Below are 23,845 nucleotides of genomic sequence, written 5' to 3'. Positions count from 1 at the left end.
TAATGCCAACTAAAACGGGAGCCAGATTGGCTCCCGTTTTGTTTATGTTGGCTGGTGACTAGCGTCTCCCCTTGTGGGAGAAGGGTCGGGGATGAGGGGGGCAGTGAAAACCATTCCCCTCACCCTGCCCTATCCCTGGGGGAGAGGGAATCGCATCGGTAAATGTTGGGCTTCGCTGCGCTCAGCACCAACCTACACCTCTGACGATCAGCCCTGGTTGGCTGGATCCTCATGGGCGGAGAATTCACGCATAAAGGCTTCGGCCCGCTCCACCATCTTGGTCGAGCCAACAAAGTAAGGGGTACGCTGGTGCAGCGCGGTGGGCTGGATATCCATGATGCGGCCAAAGCCGTCGGAGGCCTTGCCACCGGCCTGCTCCACCAGAAACGCCATCGGGTTGCACTCATAGAGCAGCCGCAGCTTGCCATTCGGCGAGTTGGTGCCGGACGGATAGATGTAGATGCCGCCCTTGAGCAGGTTGCGATGGAAATCAGAGACCAGGGAGCCGATATAGCGGGAGGTGTAGGGTCTGTGGGTCGCCTCGTCGCGCTCCTGGCAATATTTGAGGTACTTCTTCACCCCGTCCGGGAACTTGATGTAGTTACCCTCGTTGATGGAGTAGATCTTGCCCTCTTCCGGAATGCGGATGTTCTCGTGGGAGAGGCAGAAGCAGCCAATGGAGGGGTCGTAGGTAAAGCCGTTGACGCCAAAGCCGGTGGTGTAGACCAGCATGGTGGAGGAGCCGTAAACCACATAACCGGCGGCGACCTGACGGTTGCCCGGTTGCAGGAAGTCCTCCAGGGTCACCGGCGAACCCTGCGGGCTCAAACGGCGGTAGATGGAGAAGATGGTCCCTACCGAGACGTTGACGTCGATATTGGAGGAGCCATCGAGCGGGTCGATCAACACCACATACTTGGAGTTTTTGGAGAGCGGCGAGTCAAAGGCGACGAAGTCCTCTTCCTCTTCCGAAGCCATGCCGCACACCTCGCCGCGCGCTTCCAGCGCCGCCTTGAAGCGTTCGTTGGCATAAACATCCAGCTTCTGCTGCACCTCGCCCTGTACGTTTTCAGCGCCCATGGAACCGATGATATCCGCCAGTCCCGCCTTGTTGATCTCCCGGTTCACCACCTTGGCAGCAAGGCGGATCGAGCTGAGCAACGAGGTCAGCTCGCCGGTCGCGGTAGGATAATCCGCCTGCTTTTTGACGATGAACTCACCCATGGTGATCATGTTTCGCATTTTTGTTCCTTTAGATCGCATCCGTTGGCATTGAAAACGTTTGCAGGCATCGGCAAAAAAAATGCCGATCACCGGCGGCCTTGATTTGTAACCTAATGTAACGTCTGTTTTTTGTTTTTGCAGCGAATTAAGCGGCCTATTAAATAGGCTATTTCGCCTCACGTTATGGTAAAAGGCGCTTTTTATTCGGTTTCAATCGATAACTTTTCGCCTCTTAATTCGTGGCAATAACCTGCGGCAAGCCATGAGCTGACTGGCCTTTGGCCATTAAAAATGGAGTCTGATGGGCCTGCCGTTCCCTCAGCCATTACCTCTTGAGATCCGATCGCCAATCCAGCACACTGATTTCGCTTTGGAAGCAAATAAAACTCAAGGATTATCAATGAACAAGACTCTCATTGCCGGCATGGTAGCCGGACTGTTTGCCCTTCCCGCCTGGGCTGCCCAGGTGCCTGCCGGTACCAAGCTGCTGCCGGATGCCCAACAAATCTACGTGACCAATATCGGCACCGAACCCACCACCATCGACCCCCAGCTGGTAGAAGAGACCGCCGGTAGTGCCATCGTCAACGATCTGTTTGAAGGGCTCTATGAGCTGGATAATACCGGCAAGATCAAACCAGCAGGCGCCGTCAGCTACGACGTCGACAAGACAGGTACCGTCTACACCTTCAAGCTGAGGCCCGAGGCCAAGTGGTCAAACGGTGAACCGGTCACCGCCGCCGATTATGTCTACGGCTGGCAACGGGCGGCCGATCCCAAGACGGCCTCCAACTACGCCTGGTTTATCGAGTTGACCGGAGTGGTCAATGCAAGCGAGGTGACACAGGGCAAGAAGAGCCCGTCAGAGCTCGGGATCAAGGCGCTCGATGACCACACCCTGCAGGTCACCCTGAAAAATCCGGTTCCCTTCTTCCTAAAAACGCTGGCCCACTACACCACGTTCCCGGCCCCCAAGGCCACCATTGAAAAATTCGGCAAGGATTGGGTCAAACCGGGCAATATCGTCTCCAACGGCGCCTTTGTACTCAAGGAGTGGACCCCCAACGAGCGGCTGAGCGCCGAGCGCAATACCCACTACTGGAACAACCAGCACACCGTCCTGAACAAGGTGATCTATCTGGAGATCGTCTCGGAAACCGCCGCCTACAACCGCTATCGCACCGGTGAACTGCACTACACCACTTATCCGCTGGAGCAGTACAAGCAGCTCAAGAGCAAGAGCCCGGAAGAACTGGTCAGCGTCCCCACGCTGGCCAGCTATTACTATGTCTTCAATACCCAGCGCAAACCGTTCGATGACCCGAAAGTACGCAAGGCGCTTTCGCTCGCCATCGACCGGGAGACCATCACCGACAAGATCCTGGGACAGGGACAAATTGCCGCATATAGCTTCACGCCCCCCATTGTGGACGGTTTTGAATTGAAAAAACCGGCCAGCCAGCTGCAGAGCAAAGAGGAGCGGATCAAGCAAGCCAAAGCCCTGTTGGCCGAAGCTGGCTATGGCCCGGACAAGCCACTCACAGTGGACATTCTCTACAACACCAACGAGAGCCACAAAAAGATTGCGCTGGCCGTCTCCTCCATGTGGAAACACAACCTAGGGGTCACTGCCACCCTCAACAACATGGAGTGGAAGACCATGGTCTCGGCGCTGAACGAGGGGGATTTCGGGGTTAGCCGCTATGGCTGGAACGGGGATTATAACGACGCCTCCACCTTTCTCGACATCATGACCTCCAGCAGCAGCGCCAACAGCGGCAAGTGGTTCAACAAGGAGTACGACGCCCTGCTGGCCAAGGCCCACGACTCGCTGGATCCCGCTGAACGCAATGCCCTGTATCAGCAGGCAGAGGCTCTCATTGATGCGGATGCCCCCATCGCCCCCATCTATTTCTCGGTCAAATCAAGGTTGCTCAAACCTTTCGTGAAAGGCTATCCCCACCTTAACCCGCAGGATGTGGTCTACAGCAAGGAGCTCTATCTGGTTGCCCAGTAACCGGCTCGGCAAGATGTGACCATAAAAAAGCGCCTGCATTGCTGCAGGCGCTTTTCATTGGCGGCCAAGCGGGCCATTGGGCCCATCTACGCTTTCACGCAAGATTACTCTTCGGGACAAGGAGCCAACACCTCCCGGCGACGACCCATCACCACCGGACGCACCAGCAACTGAGCCAGCAAAACCCCCAGCAGAGTCAGACCGCCCCCGATCAGGTGATAGCTGGTCAGCCGCTCTCCCAGCAGGGTGATGGCAAGGCCAGCCGTCATCACTGGCAGCAGATTCATAAAGATGGCGGTACGATTGGCACCAAGCAGGGTGATCCCCTGCATCCAGAGCCAGGGACAGAGGGCCGACGCGGGGATCACCGCATAGAAGATCAGCCAGATCGCACGCCCCTCTGGCAGCTGACCATCCACCAGCAGAAAGAAGGGGGTCAGGATCAGCACACTGCAGAGCACCTGACCGTAGAGCAGCGACCAGTTGTCGAGCCCCAAATCCCACTTCTTGAGCAGCACGCTATAAAGGGCATAAGTGCCCGCCGAGAGCTGCATGTAGACAGAGCCGATATGAATACCCTGGGTAAACAGTCGGGTCGGATCCCCCTGCCCCAGCAAGATAGACAAGCCAAAGATGGAGAGCAGCGCCCCCAGCACGGCGCCCCAGGTGGGCCGCTCGCGCAGCAGCCAGATACTGAACAGCACGGTCAGCAGCGGCGTCAGTCCCATCATCAACCCCATCTCGGTAGCCCCCAGCGTTTGCGCCGCGTAGTACCCAAAAGTCTGGTTGAGCACCATGCCCAGCGAGGCCAGCATGGCGATCTGCCAAAGGCCGGCACGAATGCGGGCACGCGCACGCCATACTCGACGGGCCAGAAACGGGCTTAATACCAGCGCAGCCACCACCCAGCGCGACCAGGCCAAGGCTGTCGGGGACAACACACCAACCGCCAGTTTGCTGACGATGCCATTGCCAGCCCAGATGGCAATGCAGGAGAAAGGAAACAGAAAGGCAAAGGGCATGAGAGGATCCAGACCGAAGAGACAACAGCGGGCCAGTATAGGGGGCGATGGAAGATAAACAAAGGTGTGGGCCTGAACAGCCACATGGTGAACGCCAGTAGCCAGAAACAAATATGCCCGCAAAAGTGCGGGCATATCAGTGCAGAAACAGGTTCAGAAGCGCATCACGCGGCATCCATGTGCAGTCTGGAGATCAGCTCGTTGACCTCGGTGACTGTCTGGCGATGGGGAATATCCGCCGGATTCGGCATCAGCAACAAACCGGATTGGAAATCAAACCGCCCCCGACCATGAATGTAAATCCGACCTTTAAAGAAGGTTTTGACATGCTTTGCCACCATCAGTGGCAGGTACTTCTTGAACACTCTCATCGTTTGCAACCTCTTGCAGTTGTATCCGTATGACAGCAGCTTCTGCGAATTAATTCCGTAAAATATTTATAAAAATCCGGAAAACTCGCCCATCTCTTCCCAAAAAATTCAATCTATAACTTTTTATTAACTTTTAGCCTATTGTATGCGGCCCTTCGAGCCAGAGCAAGGCTCCTTTGCCATCGTGCCACTCGATACAGGCGATCCCCGAGGTGGCAAACATGGGTGCTCCTGCGGCCGGACAGAGGCTTTGCACCAGATAACCCACTAGCGGCAGATGGCTGACCATCAGGATCTGGTCATGTTGTTCAGCCAAAGTGGTAAGGTAGCTGGCCACGAAAGCGGGATCACCGTAAGGGGTAATGTCGCCACTCTCTTCAACGGCTGCTGCGTCAGGCAATTCACTGCATATGGCTTGCCAGGTCTGGCGTGCCCGCAGATAGTTGCTGTGGATCACCCGATCCAGCGGGCCAATCAGCTGAGGCGCCAGCCAGCGAGCCATCTGGATAGACTCTTCAATACCCTGCTCGGTCAATGGACGCTGTTCATCTGTTTTCGCATTCATGCCAGCCTGGCCATGACGCATGATATAGATCTTCATTACAACCTCGCCCAAAGGGCCTGTTTTGATAGCCGGGGGATCTTACCCCGCTACGGGTGTGGAAACAATTGCGCTACCTCTCAGAAAAGGGTTTGCCTGACGGGATAGCGGGGTCGATAATCATGTTTAAATTCAAATAAATCCAACGTGAGTCACACGCCAATGAGCCCATATGCCAGTCCCAATGACCATCGGCAATACCATTTTCTGGAGCTGGCCAACCGGCTCAGGGTCTTGTTGATTTGTGATCCCGACACCGACAAATCGGCCGCCTCGCTGGCGGTCAATACCGGCCATTTTGACGATCCTGTCGACCGGCAGGGGATGGCCCATTTTCTGGAACACATGCTGTTTCTCGGCACCGCCACTTACCCCAAGCCTGGTGAGTACCAGCAATTTATGAGCCGTCATGGCGGCAGCAACAACGCCTGGACCGGCACCGAATTCACCAACTTCTTCTTCGAGATCGACAACGGCTTCTTCGAAGCAGGGCTGGATCGCTTCTCCCAGTTCTTTATCTGCCCCACCTTTGATCCGGAGTGGGTGGACAAGGAGCGCAATGCGGTCGACTCCGAGTATCGCCTCAAGCTGCAGGACGACATGCGCCGCAGCTATCAGGTGCATAAAGAGACGGTCAACCCGGCGCACCCCTTCGCCAAGTTCTCGGTGGGCAACCTTGATACCCTGGCCGATCTGCCGGGACGGGATCTGCGCTCCGACCTTATCCGTTTTTACGAAAGCCACTACAGCGCGGATCGCATGGCGCTGGTGATGATCTCGCCGGAATCCATCGATACCCAGTTGCAGTGGTGCTGTCGCTACTTTGCTCCCATTTTGAATCGCAATTTGGGAACCCCGACTCTCACCATGCCGCTCTACCGGCTCGACGATCTCGGCGTGCGCATCCACATCAATCCGGTCAAGGAGACCCGCAAGCTGTCGCTCTGCTTCCCCCTGCCCAATGTGGACGAGTTTTACGACAAAAAGCCCCTCACCTTCCTGAGCCATCTGATTGGCTACGAGGGGGATGGCAGCCTGCTCTCCCTGCTCAAGGCGAAAGGCTGGGTCAATCAGCTCTCGGCGGGCGGTGGCATAAGCGGCGCCAACTTCAAGGATTTTGGCGTCAACTTCGGCCTCACACCTCTGGGCCTTGAGCATGTGGACGACATCCTCGCCGCCCTGTTTGGCTATCTGAAACTGATTGGCCGCGAAGGGCTGCAGAGCTGGCGCTACGACGAAAAACGGACCGTGCTCGAATCGGCGTTCCGTTTTCAGGAGCGCGGCCGCCCCCTCGATACGGTGTCGGGGCTGGTGCTCAACCTCTTTAGCTACAAACCTGAGGATCTGCTCTACGGCGACTACATGATGCGCGAATATGACGAGGGGCTGATCCGCCGCTTCCTCGCCAAGCTCACCCCGCACAACCTGCGTATCACCATCACTGCGCCGGAAGTGGCAACCGATCGGCTGGCCCGCTGGTATCAGACCCCCTACAGCGTGGCAACCATTACCGAGGCCGAGAAAATTCGCTGGCAGCAGAGCGAACCGGATCCGGCGCTGGCGCTACCCAAGCCCAACCCCTTTATCAGCAGTAGGCTCGATCCGCGCACGCCAGAGCTTGCCGCCGACATGCCCGTCTGCCTGATCGATCGCCCCGGTTTTCGCCTCTGGCACCTCCATGAGCACCTGTTCAGCGTGCCCAAGGGCAATCTCTACATCTCCATCGACAGCGAACATGCGGTCAAAAATCCGCGCAATATCGCCATGGCGCGCCTCGCCGTGGAGCTGTTGGCCGACCATCTCAACGCCCTCACTTATCCGGCGGAGCTGGCGGGGCTGGGTTACCAGATCTATGCCCATCAGGGGGGCTTTACCATCAACCTGAGCGGCTTTGCCGACAAGCAGCCGCTGTTGCTCGACATGATCCTCGGCAACCGCACCCTGGGGTATCCGGATCCGGGTCGCTTCGCCGAAATCAAGGAGCAGCTCATCCGCAACTGGGACAACCAGTCCAAGGCGCGCCCCATCTCCCAGCTCTTTAACCAGCTCACCAGCCTGTTGCAACCGAACAACCCGCCGTTCGAGCAGTTGCTGCGTCACCTGCGCACCGTCGAGCTGGAGGAGATGCCCGGCTTCGTGGCCCAGCTGTTTGGCGAGGTGCATGTCGAGGCGCTGGTACACGGCGACTGGACTGCCGCCGAAGCACTGGAGCTGGCCGCCCTGATGGAGCGCCACCTGAGCGATATCAATGGCACCAGCAGCAAGCCGAGTGGCGAGACCCGCCGCCCGCTCATCTCCATTCAGGACAGGGGCACCCTTATTCGCGAGCAGGGTTGCGATCACGAAGACTCGGCACTGCTGGTCTACTACCAATCCCGCACCACCCGGGCGCGGGATCTCGCCTGCTTCACTCTGGCGAACCACATCATGTCCTCTACTTTCTTCCACGAGCTGCGCACCCGCCAGCAACTGGGGTATGTGGTGGGTGCAGGCAACCTGCCCCTCAATCGCCACCCGGGCCTGATCTTCTATATCCAGTCGCCGGTGGCGGGGCCGCAGATCCTGCTCGATGCGGTGGAGGAGTTTATCGACCTCTTCCCGCTCGCCATGCTCGAATTTACCGAGCAGCAGTGGCAGGAGAGCAAGGCGGGGCTGCAAGCCCAGCTGAGCGAGCGGGATGCCAATCTGCGCAGTCGCGGCCAGCGGTTGTGGGTCAGCATCGGCAACAAGGATCTGGGGTTTGATCAGCGGGAACGGGTCTGCGACGAGGTGGGCAAGTTGAGCCGCGCCGATCTGGTGCGCTTTATCACCCAACTGCGTTCGCGCACCTCCGATCGGCTGATCCTCTGCAGCTATGGTCAGGGGCACGAACATGACGAGCGGATCACCGGCCAGTTTATCGACGATCCACGGGCATTTCGGCTCAATGCCGCCACCTTCGAGGCCTGATCAGGCCTCGCACTCCCCCGCTTTTCCATTCCCACGGCATATCGCAGGCAATAAAAAGCCGACCCATATGGGTCGGCTGGAAAAACCATAACAATTGCGACCAAAGCCGCCAAAAGTGAACATGAGCGTGAAAATCAGACACTGAGTTGCTGATCAGCAAGCGGGAAAGACCCGATACTCGCTTTGCAATGCCAACAGTGATTGAGAAACAGCCTCATATTAGGCACTCCCCCCGCCAGTCACGTTGATCTACGTCAAAGGAGGTAGCGAAGAGCGCGTAGCCCGACGATTTGTCGGCGCAGATCACCCTTTGGCCGCCCGCTAGCTGCCCGTTAACCCCGGCGAACCAGTCGGTAGGCCACCTCATCGAAGTAGGAGAGCTGACCCGACAACACCCGCGGGTGATCAACCTCGGCGGCGCGCCCCAGCACCTCGATGCGAAAATCCCGTTCAAACAGCGCCCGCACCTCCATCTCACCCACCGAGAAGGGGGGCTGAGTCTGCTGCTCCGGCTGATATTCAAGGGTCACCAGCAGGATCTGGCCACCGGTCTCGACCAGCGAACTGATCAGGGCCGCATACTGGCGGCGCATCGCGGTCGGCAGGGCGATCAGCGCCGCGCGATCATAGACCAGCCGGTAACGGCGACCCAGACTCGGGGCGGCGAAAAAATCCCCCTGAAAAATGCGCAGGCTGTCCACCTGATGGCACTGATAAGGGCCCACTTCGCTCACGGTCGCGGCGAGCTGGTTTTCACTGAAGAACTGGCTGACGGCAAGGCTCGATAGCTCGAAACCGTCGACCGGATGGCCCTGAGCACTCAGCCAGAGCATGTCGCGGGACTTGCCGCACAGGGGAACCAGCACCGGCTCGTCCGCTTGCTGGGCTGACCACCAGGATTGCAGCCAGTGGTTGAAGTCCGCCTGATGAAAGCCAATCCGGTTCTCTTCCCAACGCTGATGCCAAAACGCAGCTTCCATCGTTATTACCCTTCTGTACTAAAGATGCCTCAATATCACAACTTAACCGGCACCGCGCAACCCTCTCCCCTCCCCTTTTTGCCGCGCAGTCTCTGCGTGTTATCGGGCGAATGATGGGACATCCCCTTGCCGTGCGCCTCGCTGTCGCAATGATCGCAATTGGCTACGTTTATGACGGACAAGACATACCAATCCATGCAAAAACGTCATGGGAGTATGGCAATGAATGAATCAATGAAAGGAATGACATTGGCAGGCCAACTCGTGCCTGCCAACGCCAGAAAGATCACGACAGCGTGGCGCGAGCGGCCGCCAGCTGACGCTCGATATAAGCAAAATCGGGGCGTTCGGCGGGGAGTTCCGAGAGGCAGGCCGCTTTGAGCTGATGCAACCCATCGAGCGGTGAGTCTTGCGTATCGCAATGGGCCAGCAGCTCCTCCAGCAGGCAGCCAAAGGCGCGCACTTCCAGTCGCTCAAGGCCCAGCGCCCGCTCGCTGTCGCTGCGGTCATATAAGGAAGCGGCGCCAAAATCCCCCAGCAGGGCGCGAGCCGGTGCGTCAGACCCACGGGCAAACAGGATATTGTGACCGTAGAGATCCCCGTGCATGATGCCCGCGCGGTGCAGATGGCCCGCCACCGAGGCGATGCCGTGGGCCATCGCCAGCGCATCCGACACACTCAGATGCAGCCCCTCGGAATAGACATCCCGGGTGCAGGAGTCCAGGCTCGGCGGCCCGGCCAGATTGGCAAAGGCCGGGTCGATCAGCTCCATCACCAGCGCCGGAATGCCAGAGGGGTGACCCGCCACCTTGCCTATCACCTTGATAAGGTTGGGATGAGTGCCCGCCGCCAGCGATGCCGCCATTTCGCAGCGGGGCAAGCCATCGCTGGTCACCGCCCCCTTGAACAGCTTGACCGCCACCTGACTGCCATCGCCTCTATCGCTCGCCAGAGTCACTTCATCAGCAGTATTACCCACAAGGGTGGCGCGATGGATAACGCCGGATGCTCCCTGCCCCAGCAGCTCGCCCAGCGCCAGCGTCTCCCAGGCAAGGGGAGCGACATGGACATCATCGATGGCCCGCGCCTCCGCCCCTTCGCTAAAGGGGTTGCCGGAGTAGGCGAGCCATGAAAGGCGCGGCAGCGAGAGCAACCACTCGGGGAAGCGTTCGATGCGGTTGGCGGCGATACGCAACAACTCAAGATTGCGGCAGTTGGCAAGGCTGGCGGGCAGCTCGCGCAGGCGGTTGCCCGCCAGCATCAGCTTTTGCAGGGCATCGCACTGGCCCAGCTCGTCCGGCAGCCTTTCAATTGCGTTGTCGGTCAGGATCAGCCAGCGCAAACCGGCGGGCAACGCCCTGGCCGAGACAGTGACAATCTGGTTGGCCTTAAAGCCCACCATGGTGAGCGCCGGGCAGCGCCCCAGCACCTCGGGCAGCTCGGTAAAGCGGTTCTCGGAGCAGAAGATGATGCGCAGTTTGCCAAACCCGGCCAGCTCGTCAGGGAGCGAGTTCAGCTGGTTGCCGGTGAGATCCAGCACCTCCAGCGTCTCTTTCAGGCTCAAAATCTCGCTGGGGAACTCCGTCAGATTTTCAGAGAGCTTCAGATGGCGGGCACCGCACAGTTCACCTGCGCGCAGCTGTTCCAGAGTATGCATAACCGTTTCTCAATCCTGATGACCTGCCTGATGACGTAGCCAGCCATCAGCGCGCGCCGAACCGGGGTCCGGCGGTTTTAAAGGGGGGCATTATAAAGAATCAGGGGGGCAGATCACCCCTTATAGCTTGAAAGTATGCGGCTTATACGATCGCCAAGACAGCGACATCTATTGCACGTTGGCAGCGCTTTGCTCGCGGCCAGCTTGCAATGCCGCTGTAGCATGACCTGAATGCACAGCGTAATGAATCCTTATTTCCGTCCGCCCCCCAGCGATTGAATGAACGCCAGCGTACGACGATTAAACTGTTCCGGCTGCTCCACATTGCAGACATGGCCGCACTGTTCGATCACCGCTAATGAGGAGCTGGCATCGCGGGCCACCTGTTCGCGCACCGGTGCCAGAAACATATGATCCTCCTCTCCCATCACATAGAGGGTGGGAATGGGCAGGGAGCGTTCGCGGAAGTAACGCATCAGCGGGTTGACCTCGGTGGCGAGGCGGAACCAGCGTTTGAACTCTTTCTGGCAGAGCTTGCGGGCCTCGCGCACAAAGAGGTTGCGCGACTCCTGATGGTGCTGGCGCGGCATGATGATGAAGGCAAACAGCCGGTAGAGCCACATATAGGGCAGGAAGTGCTGGCCGAGTCGGCCCAGTTGCACCAGCACCCGCGAGCGGATATCGAGCCGCAAAATGGCGCCCCCCAGTACCATGCTTTTCACCCGCTCCGGGCAGAGCTCGGCCAGATGACGAATAAGGATGGTGCCAAGGGAGATGCCGACAAAGTGGGCGCGGCGGATATCGAGATGATCGAGCAGCCGAACGATATCTTCGGTCACTTCCCGAAAGCTGTAGTGACCCTTGACCACCTGTTGCAGCTGGTGGGACTGGCCGTGGCCGCGCAAGTCCAGCAGCAGCACATTGAAGTGCTCGCGATAGGCGCGCAGCTGTTTGAACCAGATGGAGGAGCTGCCACCGGCGCCGTGGACAAACACCACCCAATCCCGCTCGGGACCCAGTTCGAAAGTCTTGTGATACAACATCCAATAGGCTCCCTTGGTGATGGGGGGTATACTCGGCTGCGCGCATATTAACAGAACAGGCCCGCCGATAGATATGCGCCTGACATGACCCGGATCACCCCTTGCGCGAGAACTTTCCATGGATTTGACCCGTTTGCGCCACTTTCTGCTGACCCTGCCGGGCGCCACCGAAGATACCCCGTTTGGCCCGGAGATCCTGGTCTACCGCATCGCGGGCAAGATGTTCGCGCTGGTGGATTGGCAGGCCGAGCCGCTTACCATCAACCTCAAATGCGAGCCCGAGCTGGCGTTGCTGCTGCGCGAGATCCACCCCGAGGTCAAACCGGGTTGGCATATGAACAAGCAACACTGGAACACAGTGACCCTGAACAGCACCTTGCCAGATGATCTGTGGCAGGGCTGGGTGCACCACTCCTATGAGCGGGTTGTCGCGGGTCTGCCCAAAGCCAAACGGCCACAGGCGCCGCGTCCCCTCTCCCCCACTGACGACCCAACCTTATGACCCCAGCACTTAGTCCAGCACTTTGCATTGTCCCCCTTGGTGAGGCACATATCCCCGCCCTCGTGAGCCTGTTTGAGCAGGCGGTGCGACGCTGCGGCCCCGAACACTACAGCGCCGAGCAGGTGGAGCAGTGGGCCCTCGGTTCACAACATCCGGGCTTTGTCAGCCAGCTGCGCGAGCACCACGGCTGGGTGGCGGAGCAGGCAAATGTGCCCCTCGGGTTTGTCACCCTGAGCCCCGATGGCCACCTCAGTCTGCTCTATGTGAGCGCCGGCCATCAGCGCCAGGGACTGGGCAATCTGCTGCTCACCACGGCGCTCGCGGGGGCCCGAGGGCTCGGCATGACACTCATCACCACCGAGGCCAGCGCCTTCAGTTATGAGCTATTTTTACGACATGGCTTTACGTTGACCGGGCTGGAGTGCGTGGAGCGGGGCGGAGTCAGTTTTACGCGCCATCGCCTGCACTGCTGCTTGCCAAGATAGGGCAAGCCACTAAAATACGCTTAATTTTCGTATTGTTACTGTATTGAGGCAGCAACCATGGTGGTAGAAAGTGAAGGCTATATCTCGCTGATCGAGTATCTGGTGGAGAGTTTGGGATTGTTTGAATCCCAGCAGCAGAACGATGGTGAAGAGACCATCGAAGATCTGGTCAGTGGCCGTGTTGCCAGCAACCTGATGGCCATTTGCGAGCAAAACCCCCAGCTCGATCCCAAGGTGCGTTTCGCCATCATGCAGGAGGCCGACGCCGTGGTCGCCGATCTGGAAGAGGTGCTCTCCGCCGTCTGGCTGCGCGCCCCGACCCCGGAACAGAAAACCTTCCTCATCGAGTTTATCGATCTCATCAAGAACCTGTTCGACAGCGCCATCGGCTGATCTGCCGTCCGGTTTTTCCGCCCAACGCAAGATTGCAAAACAGCAGATAAGGAAAAGGGCCGCCTTGGTGGGCAGCCCTGCTTGCTATCATTTTCAACCCGCCAGTGCGTTCATTCATCAGGCGGTTATCAAGGCAAGAAATGTGTCTGGACTTTGCATCCGATCCCTGGACGCTACCTAGTTAGTCCCGACTGGTCGCAATAAGTTCCCTCCTCCGACCATTTATTTTCACTTTTATTAAGAAATCGACTACAAACTTGTTCAGCGGTTCAGGCTGGGCGGCAAACAGACTCCAATGCCACCCAATCCGCAGTAGCCATCCGGGTTTTTCTCCAGATATTGCTGATGGTAATCCTCGGCATAGTAGAAGGGCGCCAGCGGCAGAATGCGGGTGGTGATGGCACGGCTGTCGCCGCTTGCCGCCATCGCCTGCTGATAGGCCGCCATGCTCTGCTGGGCAATGATCTGCTGGCTCTCGTCGCCATAGAAGATCACCGAGCGATACTGGGTGCCAATGTCCCCACCCTGACGCATCCCCTGCGCCGGATCGTGTTGTTCCCAGAACAGTCTGAGCAGATCGCCATAGCTGATCACCGCCGGATCAAACACCACCTGCACCGTCTCGGCATGACCGGTCAGGCCGCTGCACACCTCTTTGTAGGTGGGATTCTGGGTCACGCCGCCCTGATATCCGGCAGCGGTGGAGTAGACGCCCGGCTGCTGCCAGAACAGGCGCTCCACGCCCCAGAAGCAACCCATGCCAAACCAGGCGATCTCCATGTTCTCGGGCCAGGGACCCTGGGTCGGGTTGCCATTCACCGCATGCTGCTGACCAATCACCATCGCTTCGCGTCGTCCCGGCAGGGCATCTGCCGGTGAAATAATCTGTTCCATGAATTCTGTCCTTGTATAAAACCCTGTGAAATCACACAGCTGACGAAAAGGAGCATCGAAGATAGCAGTTTATAGCGCCGGATCAACCGGCGGGCCCCTCCCCGCTCGCTCCGGCGGCCGTCTGCACCGTCTGTCACCCTTTCACAATCCGCACGGCCAAGCCGCCCCTCGTAGACCAGAAACGGCCAAAATCAATATTTAGTCTTGATTTGTGAATTAATTTTCATATATTGAGCCAATCGCTGTTTTTTTATGGAAGAAATATCAAGTGCGTGAACGCGAACCCAGTCTGGTCAATGCCTTCCGGCAATCCACCCCCTATGTCAATGTGCATCGGGGTGCCACCTTTGTGCTGATGATGGGGGGAGAAGCCATCTGCCACCCCAACTTCGCCAATATCGTCAGCGATATCGCCCTGCTGCAGACACTGGGCATACGCCTGGTGCTGGTGTTTGGTTCACGTCCGCAAAACGATGAAGCGCTGGCCCGCGCCGGTATCGAGGCCCAGTATCACAAGCGGATCCGGGTCACCGATGACGAGAGTTTCACCATCATCAAACAGGTGTGTGGCGGCCTGCAATATGACATCACAGCCCAGCTCTCCATGGGGCTCGCCAACACCCCCATGCAGGGAGCGCGGATCAGCGTGGTGAGCGGCAACTTCGTCACTGCCCAGCCGCTGGGGGTGGATGATGGCATCGACTTTTGCCATAGCGGCCGGGTGCGCCGCATCGACGTGGAGGGGATCACTCGCCAGCTCGACCAGAAGAGTCTGGTGCTTATCTCCCCCATCGGCTGCTCGGTCACCGGCGAGAGCTTTAACCTGAGCTCGGAAGAGGTAGCCCGCCGGGTGGCGGTCGACCTCAAGGCGGACAAGCTTATCTGCTTTAGCAGCACCCAGGGGGTAATGGACAGGCGCGGAGAAGCCATCTCCGAACTCTTCCCCGAGCAGGCCGAAGAGCTGCTGGTGGAGCTGGAGCAGGCGGGCGAAGAGATGTCCGGCACCGCCCGCTACTTGCGCGCGGCCATTGCCTCCTGCCGTGGCGGCGTGCCCCGCTCCCATCTGGTGAGCTATCAGGATGATGGCGCCATGTTGCAGGAGCTGTTCAGTCGCGACGGCCTCGGTACCCAGATTGTGCGGGAGAGCGCCGAGCAGGCCCGCGCCGCCACCATCGAGGATATCGGCGGCATTCTGGATCTCATTCGCCCGCTGGAGGAGGAAGGCATTCTGGTGCGCCGCTCCCGCGAGCAGCTGGAGATGGAGATCGACAAGTTCACCATCATCGAGCGCGATGGTCTCATCATCGGCTGCGCGGCCCTCTACTGCTTTATGGAAGAGGCGATGGCGGAGATGGCCTGCGTCGCCATCCACCCCGACTATCGCAACTCCAACCGGGGGGATCAGCTGGTGGCCAAGGTGGCCGAGCGGGCCAAGCGGCTTGGCATTCGCCGCCTGTTCGTGCTCACCACCCGCTCCATCCACTGGTTCCGGGAGCGGGGCTTCGATCCGCTGGAAGTGGAAGATCTGCCGGTGGCGCGCCAGCGTCTCTACAACTGGCAGCGCCGTTCCAAGGTTTTGTCAAAGACCATTGCCTAAGCCATTGATTCTGTGTTGAGTTAGCCGACAATTTGAACTTTTTCACAAACTCGATTGACAGTGCAATCCAACGCAGGGTATTTCTAAATGCACTCCACCGCCCTGGTGGAGCCAGAAGAGGAGCGCTGCCCAGGCAGCCCAAGGGAGGACACCAGCGTCCGGTGAACTTGGGTCAGGGGGAGCAGCGCCGAGACGAGTGAGGAGACTGGTGACCTCAACGTCGGCTGCGGGGGCTGAATCCCCCGGGTTGTCATCGGTAGTGATCATCCCCCACCGCGCCCTGTCAGGGGCGGTACGGGATGGGCTCTGCAGGTGGAGTGCTTCTGGCCGGGATAGCTTCGTTCATTCCTGCCATTTTCAGCCTCCTCCTCTCTTTTTTGCCCGATGGAACCGGAATCTTAAAATAAGACAGGAGTAAGCAATGAGCCCGATCAATGTCGCCAAGTTTGGCGGAACCAGTGTCGCCAACTTCCCGGCCATGAATCACTGCGCCGACATCGTGCTGGCCAATCCCGCCACCCGGGTGGTGGTACTGAGCGCCAGTGCCGGTGTCACCAACCTGCTGGTTGCCCTGGCTCAAGGGGAGCTGGACGAGGCTGGCCGCGACGAGCAGCTGGCCAAACTGGCCGGGATCCAGCAGGCCATTCTGACCGATCTCGGCAACCCCGTTGATGTGAGCGCCCTTATTCATGGCCAGCTGGACGAAATTCGCCTCATGGCCCAGCAAGCCCACCAGCATACCGATGCGGAGCTGGCCGATCGCCTCATCGCCTGCGGCGAGCTGATGTCTACCCGCCTCTTTACCGAGCTGCTGCGCCAGCGCGGCGTCAAGGCTCACTGGCAGGATGTGCGCCAGCTGATGCGCACCGACAGCCGCTTTGGCAAGGCCACCGTCGATCTGGCCACCACCCGAACCCTCTGCCAGCAGACGCTGGGCCCGCAGCTTGGCGACAGCCTTATCATCACCCAGGGCTTTATCGGTGCCGATGGCGATGGGCGCACCACCACGCTGGGGCGCGGCGGCTCTGACTACAGCGCGGCCCTGCTCGCCGAAGCACTCGATGCCGCCAGTATCGAGATCTGGACCGATGTGCCCGGCATCTACACCACGGATCCGCGCCTCGTCACCCGCGCCCGCCCCATTCCCGAAATCAGCTTTGTCGAAGCGGCCGAGATGGCCACCTTCGGCGCCAAGGTGCTCCACCCGGCCACCCTGCAACCGGCGGTGCGCCAGAATATTCCGGTGTTTGTCGGCTCCGCCAGGGATCCTGCCGCCGGTGGTACCTGGATCCGCGCCAGCACAGATTCAAGCCCGCTGTTTCGCGCCGTCGCCCTGCGCCGCCAGCAGGTGCTGGTGACCCTGCACAGCCTCAACATGTTCCACGCCTACGGCTTTTTGGCCGAAGTGTTCGGGATTCTGGCCCGTCACCGCATCTCGGTCGATCTCATCACCACCTCGGAAGTGAGCGTGTCATTGACGCTGGATCACACCGGCAGCCAGAGTAACGGCGAACCGATCCTGAGCGACAAGGTACTGGCCGAGCTGGGCCAGCTCTGCAAGGTGGAGGTGGAAACCGGTCTGGCACTGGTGGCGCTCATCGGCAACCGGATGAGCGAAGTGAACGGGGTGGGCAGTCAGGTCTTTGACGCCCTGCGCGAGCACAACATCCGGATGATCTGCTACGGCGCCAGCGCCCACAACCTCTGCTTCCTGGTCAAGGAGAGCGAGGCGGGCAATATCGTCAACCGCCTCCATCAGGAGTTGCTGGACTGACCCTCACCGCGAGGCAATTCCGGCCATGCAACAGGGCGCCAACACGGCGCCCTGTTCATTTGTACTCCGCAAAGGTATTGGCTCAGGCAAGGCTGGTGGCTGGCAACTGACAGGCGACGGCTTCCCGGCGCAGCTGCTGCAAGCGGGCCAGTAGCCCGGTCTGGCCCAGCTCCGTCTCCTGAGGCGAGAGATTGTCCACCAGCAGCGAATAGTGATCCGTCACCGCCTGCATCAGCCAGTCGAGGCGACGCAGGGTGAGCGGGCCGCAGCTCTGGCCGCTCAGATCATCGGCCACATCGAGCCGATGGCTGCGATACATGTCCCGCCACCAGTTGGCAACCAGCGCCTCGTCGCTCACCAGCGCGGCGCTCCACTCCCCCTGCAGGGCGTGCAGGCGGGCCAGCACGGGCGCGCTGGCCCCTTCGCGGATCAGGTGGTGGATCTCCCGTTTGACCCACTTGAGGCAGAGTTCACGCCAGTAGCGAAATTGCGGCAGAGGATCGGCCTCATCGAGCCAGAGTCCAGAGAGGGTGCGGGTCTCCAGCCGCTCCGGTACATGGAACTGCGGATCGACCAGACCGTTGGAGTTGTATTCAAAGCGGGGATCGAAGGTCCACATATAGCCAAAGTCGAACACGCAGATCTGCTCGCCGTCATCGAGCAGGTTGCCCGGACTCGGGTCCCAGTCAAACCAGCCCCAGCGGGCCAGCTCACCCTGCACCTCCAGCATCTGGGCCAGATTGCGTTCGTTGAGCTGATGGACCGGCACACCCCGCAACCAGGGGGAGACCAGTACCCCGGCCCGCGCCGAGCCGAAACTGGTGCAAACCACGTGGGAGAGGACGGTGGGATGCAGCTCGCGCAGCGCCTCGATTTCACGCCGCCGCTCCAGCTCGGTCAGAAAGGCGGTCTTGCCATCGAGGTTGGCCACCAGTGAATCCTGACGTCGCCGCTTGAGGCACCAGTGATGCCCCTCCACCTTGAGGTGAAACACCTCGGCGGTGAGACCGTGGCGATAGACCTTGACCACTGCGGGATGAGTATCCTTCAGCTTGACCAGTTGGGCCAGCGGCAGCGGGCAGTCGCGCTCGCGTCCGATCCGGATCTCTTCCTTGCTCTCCAGCATGCGCAGCAATCTGGCCTGACGTGCCATCACTTTGGGATTCATACATGTACCTCCAGTCGCTATCGAGAGACTAAACAGCAGCTCCCTCCCAAGCCAGTGGCAAAACCCCATGATGACGCTTTCATCACATATTCCGAACAACCCCTCGATCGGGATCACAATTTGCAAGGTTGAGCTGTAACCAAATATTCATTAAGTGGTCATTAAATTGACAAGCTGAAACAAGGCCCGCACCATCGGGTCAAACTCTATGCGGATGAACGATCTCTCCCTTACTCGCTCAAAGGATGAGCTTATATGAATCGCCCCTCCTCAGGCCGCCCCCGTGCCCTGAGTCTGCCCTCTGGGCTACTGGCCCTGCTGGGCGGATTGCTGCTGCTGACTCTGTTATTACCGCTGATCAATCCCGGCAGCTGGCTGGGCCGTGCCCAACCGCTGGTGCTGGGCCCCGCCGACAATCCGCTGGCCACCCTCACCCGCCACGCCCTGCTCTATAAAAGCGACAGCCGCGGCCTCTATCTGGTGGTGCGCAGCCAGTGGCTGTTGCGGGGGCCGCTGCAAGCGGGGGACAAGGTGCGAGTGGAGCTGCTCAACGACAAGGGGGAGCGGATCGACCAGCTCAGTCAAGCGGTGGATAAGCGTCAGGTGTGCCGCAATAACCGCTGCTCGCTGGATCTCAACAGCACCCTGCGGGCACCGGACGATGCACTGGCCAGCCGTTATCAGCTGCGCATCGGTCTGCTGCTCAAGGATCGCCCCGAGAGCGGTGATTTCAGCCAGATCCTGCAAACCCTGCCGGAGCAGGGCTTCAACCTCACCTATCTGGTGGTGAGCCTGACCCTAGTGCTGGCCCTGAGCGCCGCCGTGCTCAAAACGGTGCTGCCAAAGCTGCGCCGCAGCCTGCGCTGGCGGATCATCGGCAGCCTGCTGCTCGGCAACCTCACCTTCGTGCTGCTGCACGGCTTCGTGGTGTTCAAGCTGGGGGAGTTTCTGCTCTGGTCAGGCTTTCGGCCGGAGCACTACTATCTGGCCTGGGGCAGCATGGTGCTGGGCTGGAGCCTCTGCGCACTGGCGGGCTTCAACCTCTATATGGGGCTGGTCTTTACCGCGCTGTCAGGCATAGGTCTGCTGGCCAACTTTATGAAGATCGCCATCTACGGCGTGCCGCTCGGCGGGGACGATTTTGGCAACCTGCTGGCGCTGCTGCGGATCCTGCTCGACCAGCACCCCATCCTACCCATCTTCACCGTTTTACTGGCACTGTTTCTCTGCTGGCGCTTTGCCCTGTCACGCTGGGTGTTGCGCACAGCCGCGGCCACCGTCGCCTTCTTTGCCCTCTGCGTCTTTGCCACCCAGACCGGCAACAAGCTGCTGGGGGCCAACATTCGCTACGTGGATCGCGCGGTTAACTACCACAGGGACATCATCCGCTCCGGCCCCGGCCTCTATCTGTTCAATCTGGTGGACGAGATGCTGCAAAGCGGCAGCGTGTTTCGCTACCCCTTGCAGATCAACGAGCTGACCCCGCAGCTGAGTTATCCGCCCCAGGGCATTGCGCCGCGCTGGGATCTGGTGATCGTACTGCAATATGAGTCGCTCTGGCTCGACTGGAAGGGGCGGATCTGCGCCCCGGCTCCCACCCTCTCCCTGCCCGCCAGCGTGCAGCAGTGGCAAAAGACCATCCACTCCCCCACCACCGGCGGCATGACGGTACTGGCGGAGTTCGAGATGAACACCGGCCTGCCGGTGGGCTTGCTCAAGCAAGGGGTGGTGCCCTACTACTACCTCTCGCAGCAGGTGCCGGGGCTGGCCCAGAGCGCCAGACAGAGCGGCTACCAGACCCTGTTCGCCCACCCCTATGTGGAAAAATTCTGGGGCCGCGCCAAGGCGATCCCGGCGCTCGGCTATGAGGAGCGCTGGTTCGATACCCGCTTCACCACCCTTGAGCACAAGGGGCCCTATATCTCCGATGATGCGCTCATCGACCACCTGCTCAAGCGCAGCGAACAGGATGACAAACCGCTGTTTGCCTATGCAGTCACCATGCAGGGGCACGGCCCCTTCGATGGCCCCCGTTATCAGGGGCAGGAGCGCAGCGGCGCCTGTCCGAAACAGAGCGAGAGCGACACCCAGCTGCTCAACACCTACTACACCGGGGTGGTGGATGCCATGGCCTCGCTGGAGCGGCTGCTCAAGACCCTCGACCAGTCGGACAAGCGCTATCTGGTGGTGGCCTTTGGCGATCACCAGCCGTTTTTGATGTCCGCCGGCAAGGGGATTCACGGTGACAAGCCGGCGCGCGATGCCACCTACCAGATCCCCATGATGGCCTTCACCCGCGCCGATGACCCCCTCAATCTGGCGACCCAGTTTGCGCCGGTGCGCCAGCTCTACCAGATGGGTCAGGCGACTCGCCAGCTGCTGGCGGGGGATATCACCCCCATAGAAGAGAAGCCCCTGCTCCATCCGGTGTTGGGCGAAGAGAAAGGCTTCGACCCATCAAGCCTGGTGCCGCAGATCCGCGCCAGCTTCCGGCCCGATGCCCTGCCCTGAGCCTTAAGCACCGCAATACGAATAGATGAGGCCGCAATAGCGGCCTCTGGTTATCACTTTCTCTTTGTCACTGCGACTGCGAAATCCGGTCTTTAGCAGGCGTTACGGGTTGCAACGGCATCCGCCAGGTTGCGCAGCAGCACTTCGGTATCGGCCCAACCGATGCAGGCATCTGTGATGCTCTGGCCGACGGTGAGTTCACACCCTTCCACCAGATCCTGACGGCCTTCCACCAGATGGCTCTCCACCATCACACCAAACACCGCCTTGCTACCGGCACGCAGTTGGCCGGCCACATCCTCGGCCACCAGCATCTGGTTCTTGAACTGCTTGCTGCTGTTTGCATGACTAAAGTCGATCATCACCTTCTGGGGCAGACCGGCCTTCTCCAGCCCCTTCACCACCTCGTCCACGTGGGCGGCGCTGTAGTTCGGCTCACGACCACCACGCAGAATGATGTGACAGTCCGGGTTGCCGCGGGTCGCCACGATGGCGGAGTGACCGTATTTGGTGACCGACAGGAAGTGGTGCGGCGCACTGGCAGCGCCAATGGCATCGATGGCAACCTTGATGGTGCCGTCAGTGCCGTTCTTGAAGCCCACCGGACAGGAGAGACCGGAGGCCAGCTCGCGGTGTACCTGGGATTCGGTGGTACGGGCACCGATCGCGCCCCAGCTCATCAGATCCGCCACATATTGCGGGGTGATCATGTCGAGGAACTCGGAGGCAGTCGGCAGCCCCATGTCGTTGAGATCCAGCAACAGCTTGCGACCAATACGCAGACCGTCATTGATCTTGCAGCTGTTGTCGAGGTACGGATCGTTGATCAGCCCCTTCCAGCCCACTGTGGTACGCGGTTTTTCGAAGTAGACCCGCATCACGATCTCCAGCTGATCTTTCAGCTCGTCGCGCAGCGCCTTGAGGCGCTTGCCGTACTCCAGCGCGGCAACCGGATCATGGATGGAGCAAGGGCCAATCACCACCAGCAGACGATCATCTTCGCCGGCCAGGATATTGTGAATGGCCTGACGGGATTCAAAAACGGTGGACGAGGCCACCTCGGTAGCCGGAAACTTCTCAAGCACCGCAACCGGGGGTAATAACTCTTTGATTTCACTGATACGAACGTCGTCGGTTTGATGCTGCATGACAAGGCTTCCTGCTAGATGACTACGATTAGGAAATCTCAACATAGCCCGCGACAACGCATGTGTAAATAGGAAATTACAGTAATCACAAAACTATTTTATATGGCAATCTTGCAAGTTATTGAAATGATGCTAAGCGAAATGACGATGCTGGTGAGGAAGGCAAAAAAGCCCGCTCAGCGCGGGCCCGAAGCGTCGGTGATGACGGGTTTGTCAGTGATCAGCCACGCTGGCTGATACTGGCCAGCTTGTCGAAGTAATCCGGGAAGGTCTTCGAGGTGCACTTGGGATCATTGATGGTGACCGGGGTATCCGACAGCGCCACCAGCGAGAAGCACATGGCGATACGGTGATCGTTGTAGGTATCGATCTCGGCATGCTTGAGCTGGGTCGGCGGGGTCACGGTGATGAAGTCATGCCCCTCCTCCACTTCGACGCCCAGCTTGCGCAGCTCGGTCGCCATGGCGTGCAGACGATCGGTCTCCTTCACCCGCCAGTTGTAGATATTGCGAATGGAGGTCGGCCCCTCGGCAAACAACGCCGCTACGGCGATGGTCATGGCCGCATCGGGAATATGGTTCATATCCATATCCACTCCGTGCAGCGGCGCCTGCTCCGCCTCGATGAAATCATCACCCCAGGTGATGCGCGCGCCCATCTTCTCCAGCACGTCGGCGAAGTGGATATCACCCTGAATGCTGTGCTTGCCGATACCGGTGACCCGCACCTTACCCTTGATGGCACCCGCCGCGAGGAAGTAGGAGGCGCTGGAGGCATCCCCTTCCACCAGAAAGTCACCCGGGCTGATGTAGGTCTGGTTGCCCTTGATGTAGAACAGCTTGTAGTTGTCGTGCTCGATGACCACCCCGAACTGCTTCATGATGTGCAGGGTGATGTCGATGTAGGGCTTGGAAACCAGCTCCCCCTTGATGTGGATCCGGGTATCGCCCGCCGCCATCGGCGCCGCCATCAAAAACGCGGTCAGGAACTGGCTGGAGACGGAGCCGTCGACGTGCACATCGCCGCCCCACAGCCCCTTGGCGTCCACCACCAGCGGCGGATAACCATCGTGTTTCAGGTACTGGATATGGGCACCCGCTTCACGCAGGGCATCCACCAGATGGCCGATGGGACGCTCTTCCATGCGCGGCTCGCCGCCCAGAGTATATTCACCGGAGCCCAAGCACAGCGCGGCGCACAGCGGTCGCATGGCGGTACCGGCGTTGCCGAGGAACAGATTGACCGGCTCTTTCACCGCAAAGCTGCGGCCCAGCCCCTGCACGGTACACTCGGTCTTGTCGGCGGAGAGCTTGTACTTGACCCCGAGCTGGGTCAGCGCAGCCAGCATATGACGAATGTCATCGCTGTCGAGCAGGTTAGTCAGACGGGTGGTGCCACGAGCCAGCGCCGCCAGCAGCAGCGCACGGTTAGAGACACTCTTGGAGCCGGGCAAATTGACCTCACCGACCACACGAGAAATGGGTTCCAAACGCAACGAATTCATAGACT

19 protein-coding genes and 1 riboswitch are annotated in these 23,845 nt (G+C 59.6%); of the genes, 8 read left to right on the top strand and 11 right to left on the bottom strand.

Annotation, left to right across the window (positions count from 1 at the left end; translation table 11 throughout):
- Positions 1-207: 207 nt before the first annotated feature.
- The gene (gene fbp / locus G5195_RS04490) at positions 208-1,242 is read right to left on the bottom strand and encodes a class 1 fructose-bisphosphatase (protein WP_005336993.1); all 1,035 of its coding nucleotides are present in this window, start codon (positions 1,240-1,242) and stop codon (positions 208-210) included.
- 382 nt (positions 1,243-1,624) lie between these two features.
- On the opposite strand from fbp, the gene G5195_RS04485 reads away from it, so the two are divergent.
- Positions 1,625-3,241 carry a peptide ABC transporter substrate-binding protein gene (locus tag G5195_RS04485; RefSeq protein ID WP_064336240.1) on the top strand — a complete coding sequence of 539 codons (1,617 nt, stop codon included), beginning with the start codon at positions 1,625-1,627 and terminating at the stop codon, positions 3,239-3,241.
- A gap of 104 nt (positions 3,242-3,345) precedes the next feature.
- Here the strand turns inward: G5195_RS04485 and G5195_RS04480 are convergent, their stop codons facing one another.
- The 3 genes from G5195_RS04480 to sixA form a co-directional block, all read right to left on the bottom strand.
- Positions 3,346-4,263, bottom strand: a complete 918-nt coding sequence (locus G5195_RS04480; protein ID WP_421235896.1) for a DMT family transporter — start codon at positions 4,261-4,263, stop codon at positions 3,346-3,348.
- A gap of 164 nt (positions 4,264-4,427) precedes the next feature.
- On the bottom strand, positions 4,428-4,634 hold the full coding sequence (locus G5195_RS04475) for a DUF1107 domain-containing protein (RefSeq protein WP_005336998.1): 207 nt from the start codon (positions 4,632-4,634) through the stop codon (positions 4,428-4,430).
- A gap of 133 nt (positions 4,635-4,767) precedes the next feature.
- Positions 4,768-5,235 (bottom strand): phosphohistidine phosphatase SixA, encoded by a 468-nt coding sequence (sixA, locus tag G5195_RS04470; RefSeq protein ID WP_021230584.1) that lies wholly within the window; start codon positions 5,233-5,235, stop codon positions 4,768-4,770.
- Positions 5,236-5,397: 162 nt separating this feature from the next.
- Here sixA and G5195_RS04465 point away from each other — a divergent pair, with 162 nt between their 5' ends.
- A complete protein-coding gene (locus G5195_RS04465) occupies positions 5,398-8,184 on the top strand; it encodes an insulinase family protein (RefSeq protein ID WP_421235895.1) in 2,787 nt (928 codons plus the stop codon).
- Between the two features lie 332 nt (positions 8,185-8,516).
- Here the strand turns inward: G5195_RS04465 and G5195_RS04460 are convergent, their stop codons facing one another.
- The 3 genes from G5195_RS04460 to G5195_RS04450 all read right to left on the bottom strand — a co-directional run bounded on the left by G5195_RS04460 (position 8,517) and on the right by G5195_RS04450 (position 11,864).
- The gene (locus tag G5195_RS04460) at positions 8,517-9,164 is read right to left on the bottom strand and encodes a thiopurine S-methyltransferase (RefSeq protein WP_005351307.1); all 648 of its coding nucleotides are present in this window, start codon (positions 9,162-9,164) and stop codon (positions 8,517-8,519) included.
- Positions 9,165-9,450: 286 nt separating this feature from the next.
- The gene (locus tag G5195_RS04455) at positions 9,451-10,821 is read right to left on the bottom strand and encodes a leucine-rich repeat-containing protein kinase family protein (protein ID WP_118853921.1); all 1,371 of its coding nucleotides are present in this window, start codon (positions 10,819-10,821) and stop codon (positions 9,451-9,453) included.
- Positions 10,822-11,072: 251 nt separating this feature from the next.
- A complete protein-coding gene (locus G5195_RS04450) occupies positions 11,073-11,864 on the bottom strand; it encodes an alpha/beta fold hydrolase (protein ID WP_005333728.1) in 792 nt (263 codons plus the stop codon).
- Between the two features lie 118 nt (positions 11,865-11,982).
- Between G5195_RS04450 and G5195_RS04445 the strand changes: the two genes are divergently transcribed.
- The 3 genes from G5195_RS04445 to G5195_RS04435 are packed head-to-tail and all read left to right on the top strand — an operon-like array spanning position 11,983 to position 13,244.
- Entirely contained in the window at positions 11,983-12,366 is a 384-nt protein-coding gene (locus tag G5195_RS04445; RefSeq protein WP_005333730.1) for an MmcQ/YjbR family DNA-binding protein, read from the top strand.
- Complete coding sequence (locus G5195_RS04440) at positions 12,363-12,851, top strand: GNAT family N-acetyltransferase (RefSeq protein WP_421235894.1); 489 nt, start codon at positions 12,363-12,365, stop codon at positions 12,849-12,851. The genes G5195_RS04445 and G5195_RS04440 overlap by 4 nt, the downstream gene beginning before the upstream one ends.
- Before the next feature lie 57 nt (positions 12,852-12,908).
- On the top strand, positions 12,909-13,244 hold the full coding sequence (locus G5195_RS04435; protein ID WP_005333735.1) for a DUF3802 family protein: 336 nt from the start codon (positions 12,909-12,911) through the stop codon (positions 13,242-13,244).
- A 261-nt stretch (positions 13,245-13,505) separates the two neighbouring features.
- Here G5195_RS04435 and msrA read toward each other — a convergent pair whose 3' ends face one another.
- Positions 13,506-14,138, bottom strand: coding sequence for a peptide-methionine (S)-S-oxide reductase MsrA (gene msrA, locus G5195_RS04430; protein WP_005352745.1), 633 nt, complete (start codon positions 14,136-14,138; stop codon positions 13,506-13,508).
- Positions 14,139-14,406: 268 nt separating this feature from the next.
- Between msrA and argA the strand changes: the two genes are divergently transcribed.
- A complete protein-coding gene (gene argA, locus G5195_RS04425; RefSeq protein ID WP_005345063.1) occupies positions 14,407-15,735 on the top strand; it encodes an amino-acid N-acetyltransferase in 1,329 nt (442 codons plus the stop codon).
- Positions 15,736-15,842: 107 nt separating this feature from the next.
- Positions 15,843-16,066: riboswitch (Lysine riboswitch) on the top strand.
- Between the two features lie 90 nt (positions 16,067-16,156).
- Positions 16,157-17,509, top strand: coding sequence for a lysine-sensitive aspartokinase 3 (gene lysC, locus G5195_RS04420; RefSeq protein ID WP_234664056.1), 1,353 nt, complete (start codon positions 16,157-16,159; stop codon positions 17,507-17,509).
- Positions 17,510-17,591: 82 nt separating this feature from the next.
- On the opposite strand, the gene G5195_RS04415 is transcribed toward lysC, so the two are convergent.
- Positions 17,592-18,677: a hypothetical protein gene (locus G5195_RS04415; RefSeq protein WP_266133911.1), complete on the bottom strand. Its 1,086-nt coding sequence runs from the start codon at positions 18,675-18,677 to the stop codon at positions 17,592-17,594.
- A gap of 255 nt (positions 18,678-18,932) precedes the next feature.
- Between G5195_RS04415 and G5195_RS04410 the strand changes: the two genes are divergently transcribed.
- A complete protein-coding gene (locus G5195_RS04410; protein WP_421221553.1) occupies positions 18,933-21,188 on the top strand; it encodes an LTA synthase family protein in 2,256 nt (751 codons plus the stop codon).
- Between the two features lie 92 nt (positions 21,189-21,280).
- Here the strand turns inward: G5195_RS04410 and aroG are convergent, their stop codons facing one another.
- Positions 21,281-22,336, bottom strand: a complete 1,056-nt coding sequence (aroG, locus tag G5195_RS04405; protein WP_421221552.1) for a 3-deoxy-7-phosphoheptulonate synthase AroG — start codon at positions 22,334-22,336, stop codon at positions 21,281-21,283.
- A gap of 220 nt (positions 22,337-22,556) precedes the next feature.
- Positions 22,557-23,840, bottom strand: a complete 1,284-nt coding sequence (aroA, locus tag G5195_RS04400; RefSeq protein WP_247822662.1) for a 3-phosphoshikimate 1-carboxyvinyltransferase — start codon at positions 23,838-23,840, stop codon at positions 22,557-22,559.
- Positions 23,841-23,845 lie beyond the last annotated feature (5 nt).

Source organism: Aeromonas sp. 601039 (assembly GCF_049174415.1).
GTDB classification, from domain to species: Bacteria; Pseudomonadota; Gammaproteobacteria; order Enterobacterales; family Aeromonadaceae; genus Aeromonas; species Aeromonas veronii_A.
The sequence above is the reverse complement of the archived record's forward strand: the minus strand, read 5'-3'. Positions and strand labels throughout refer to the sequence as shown.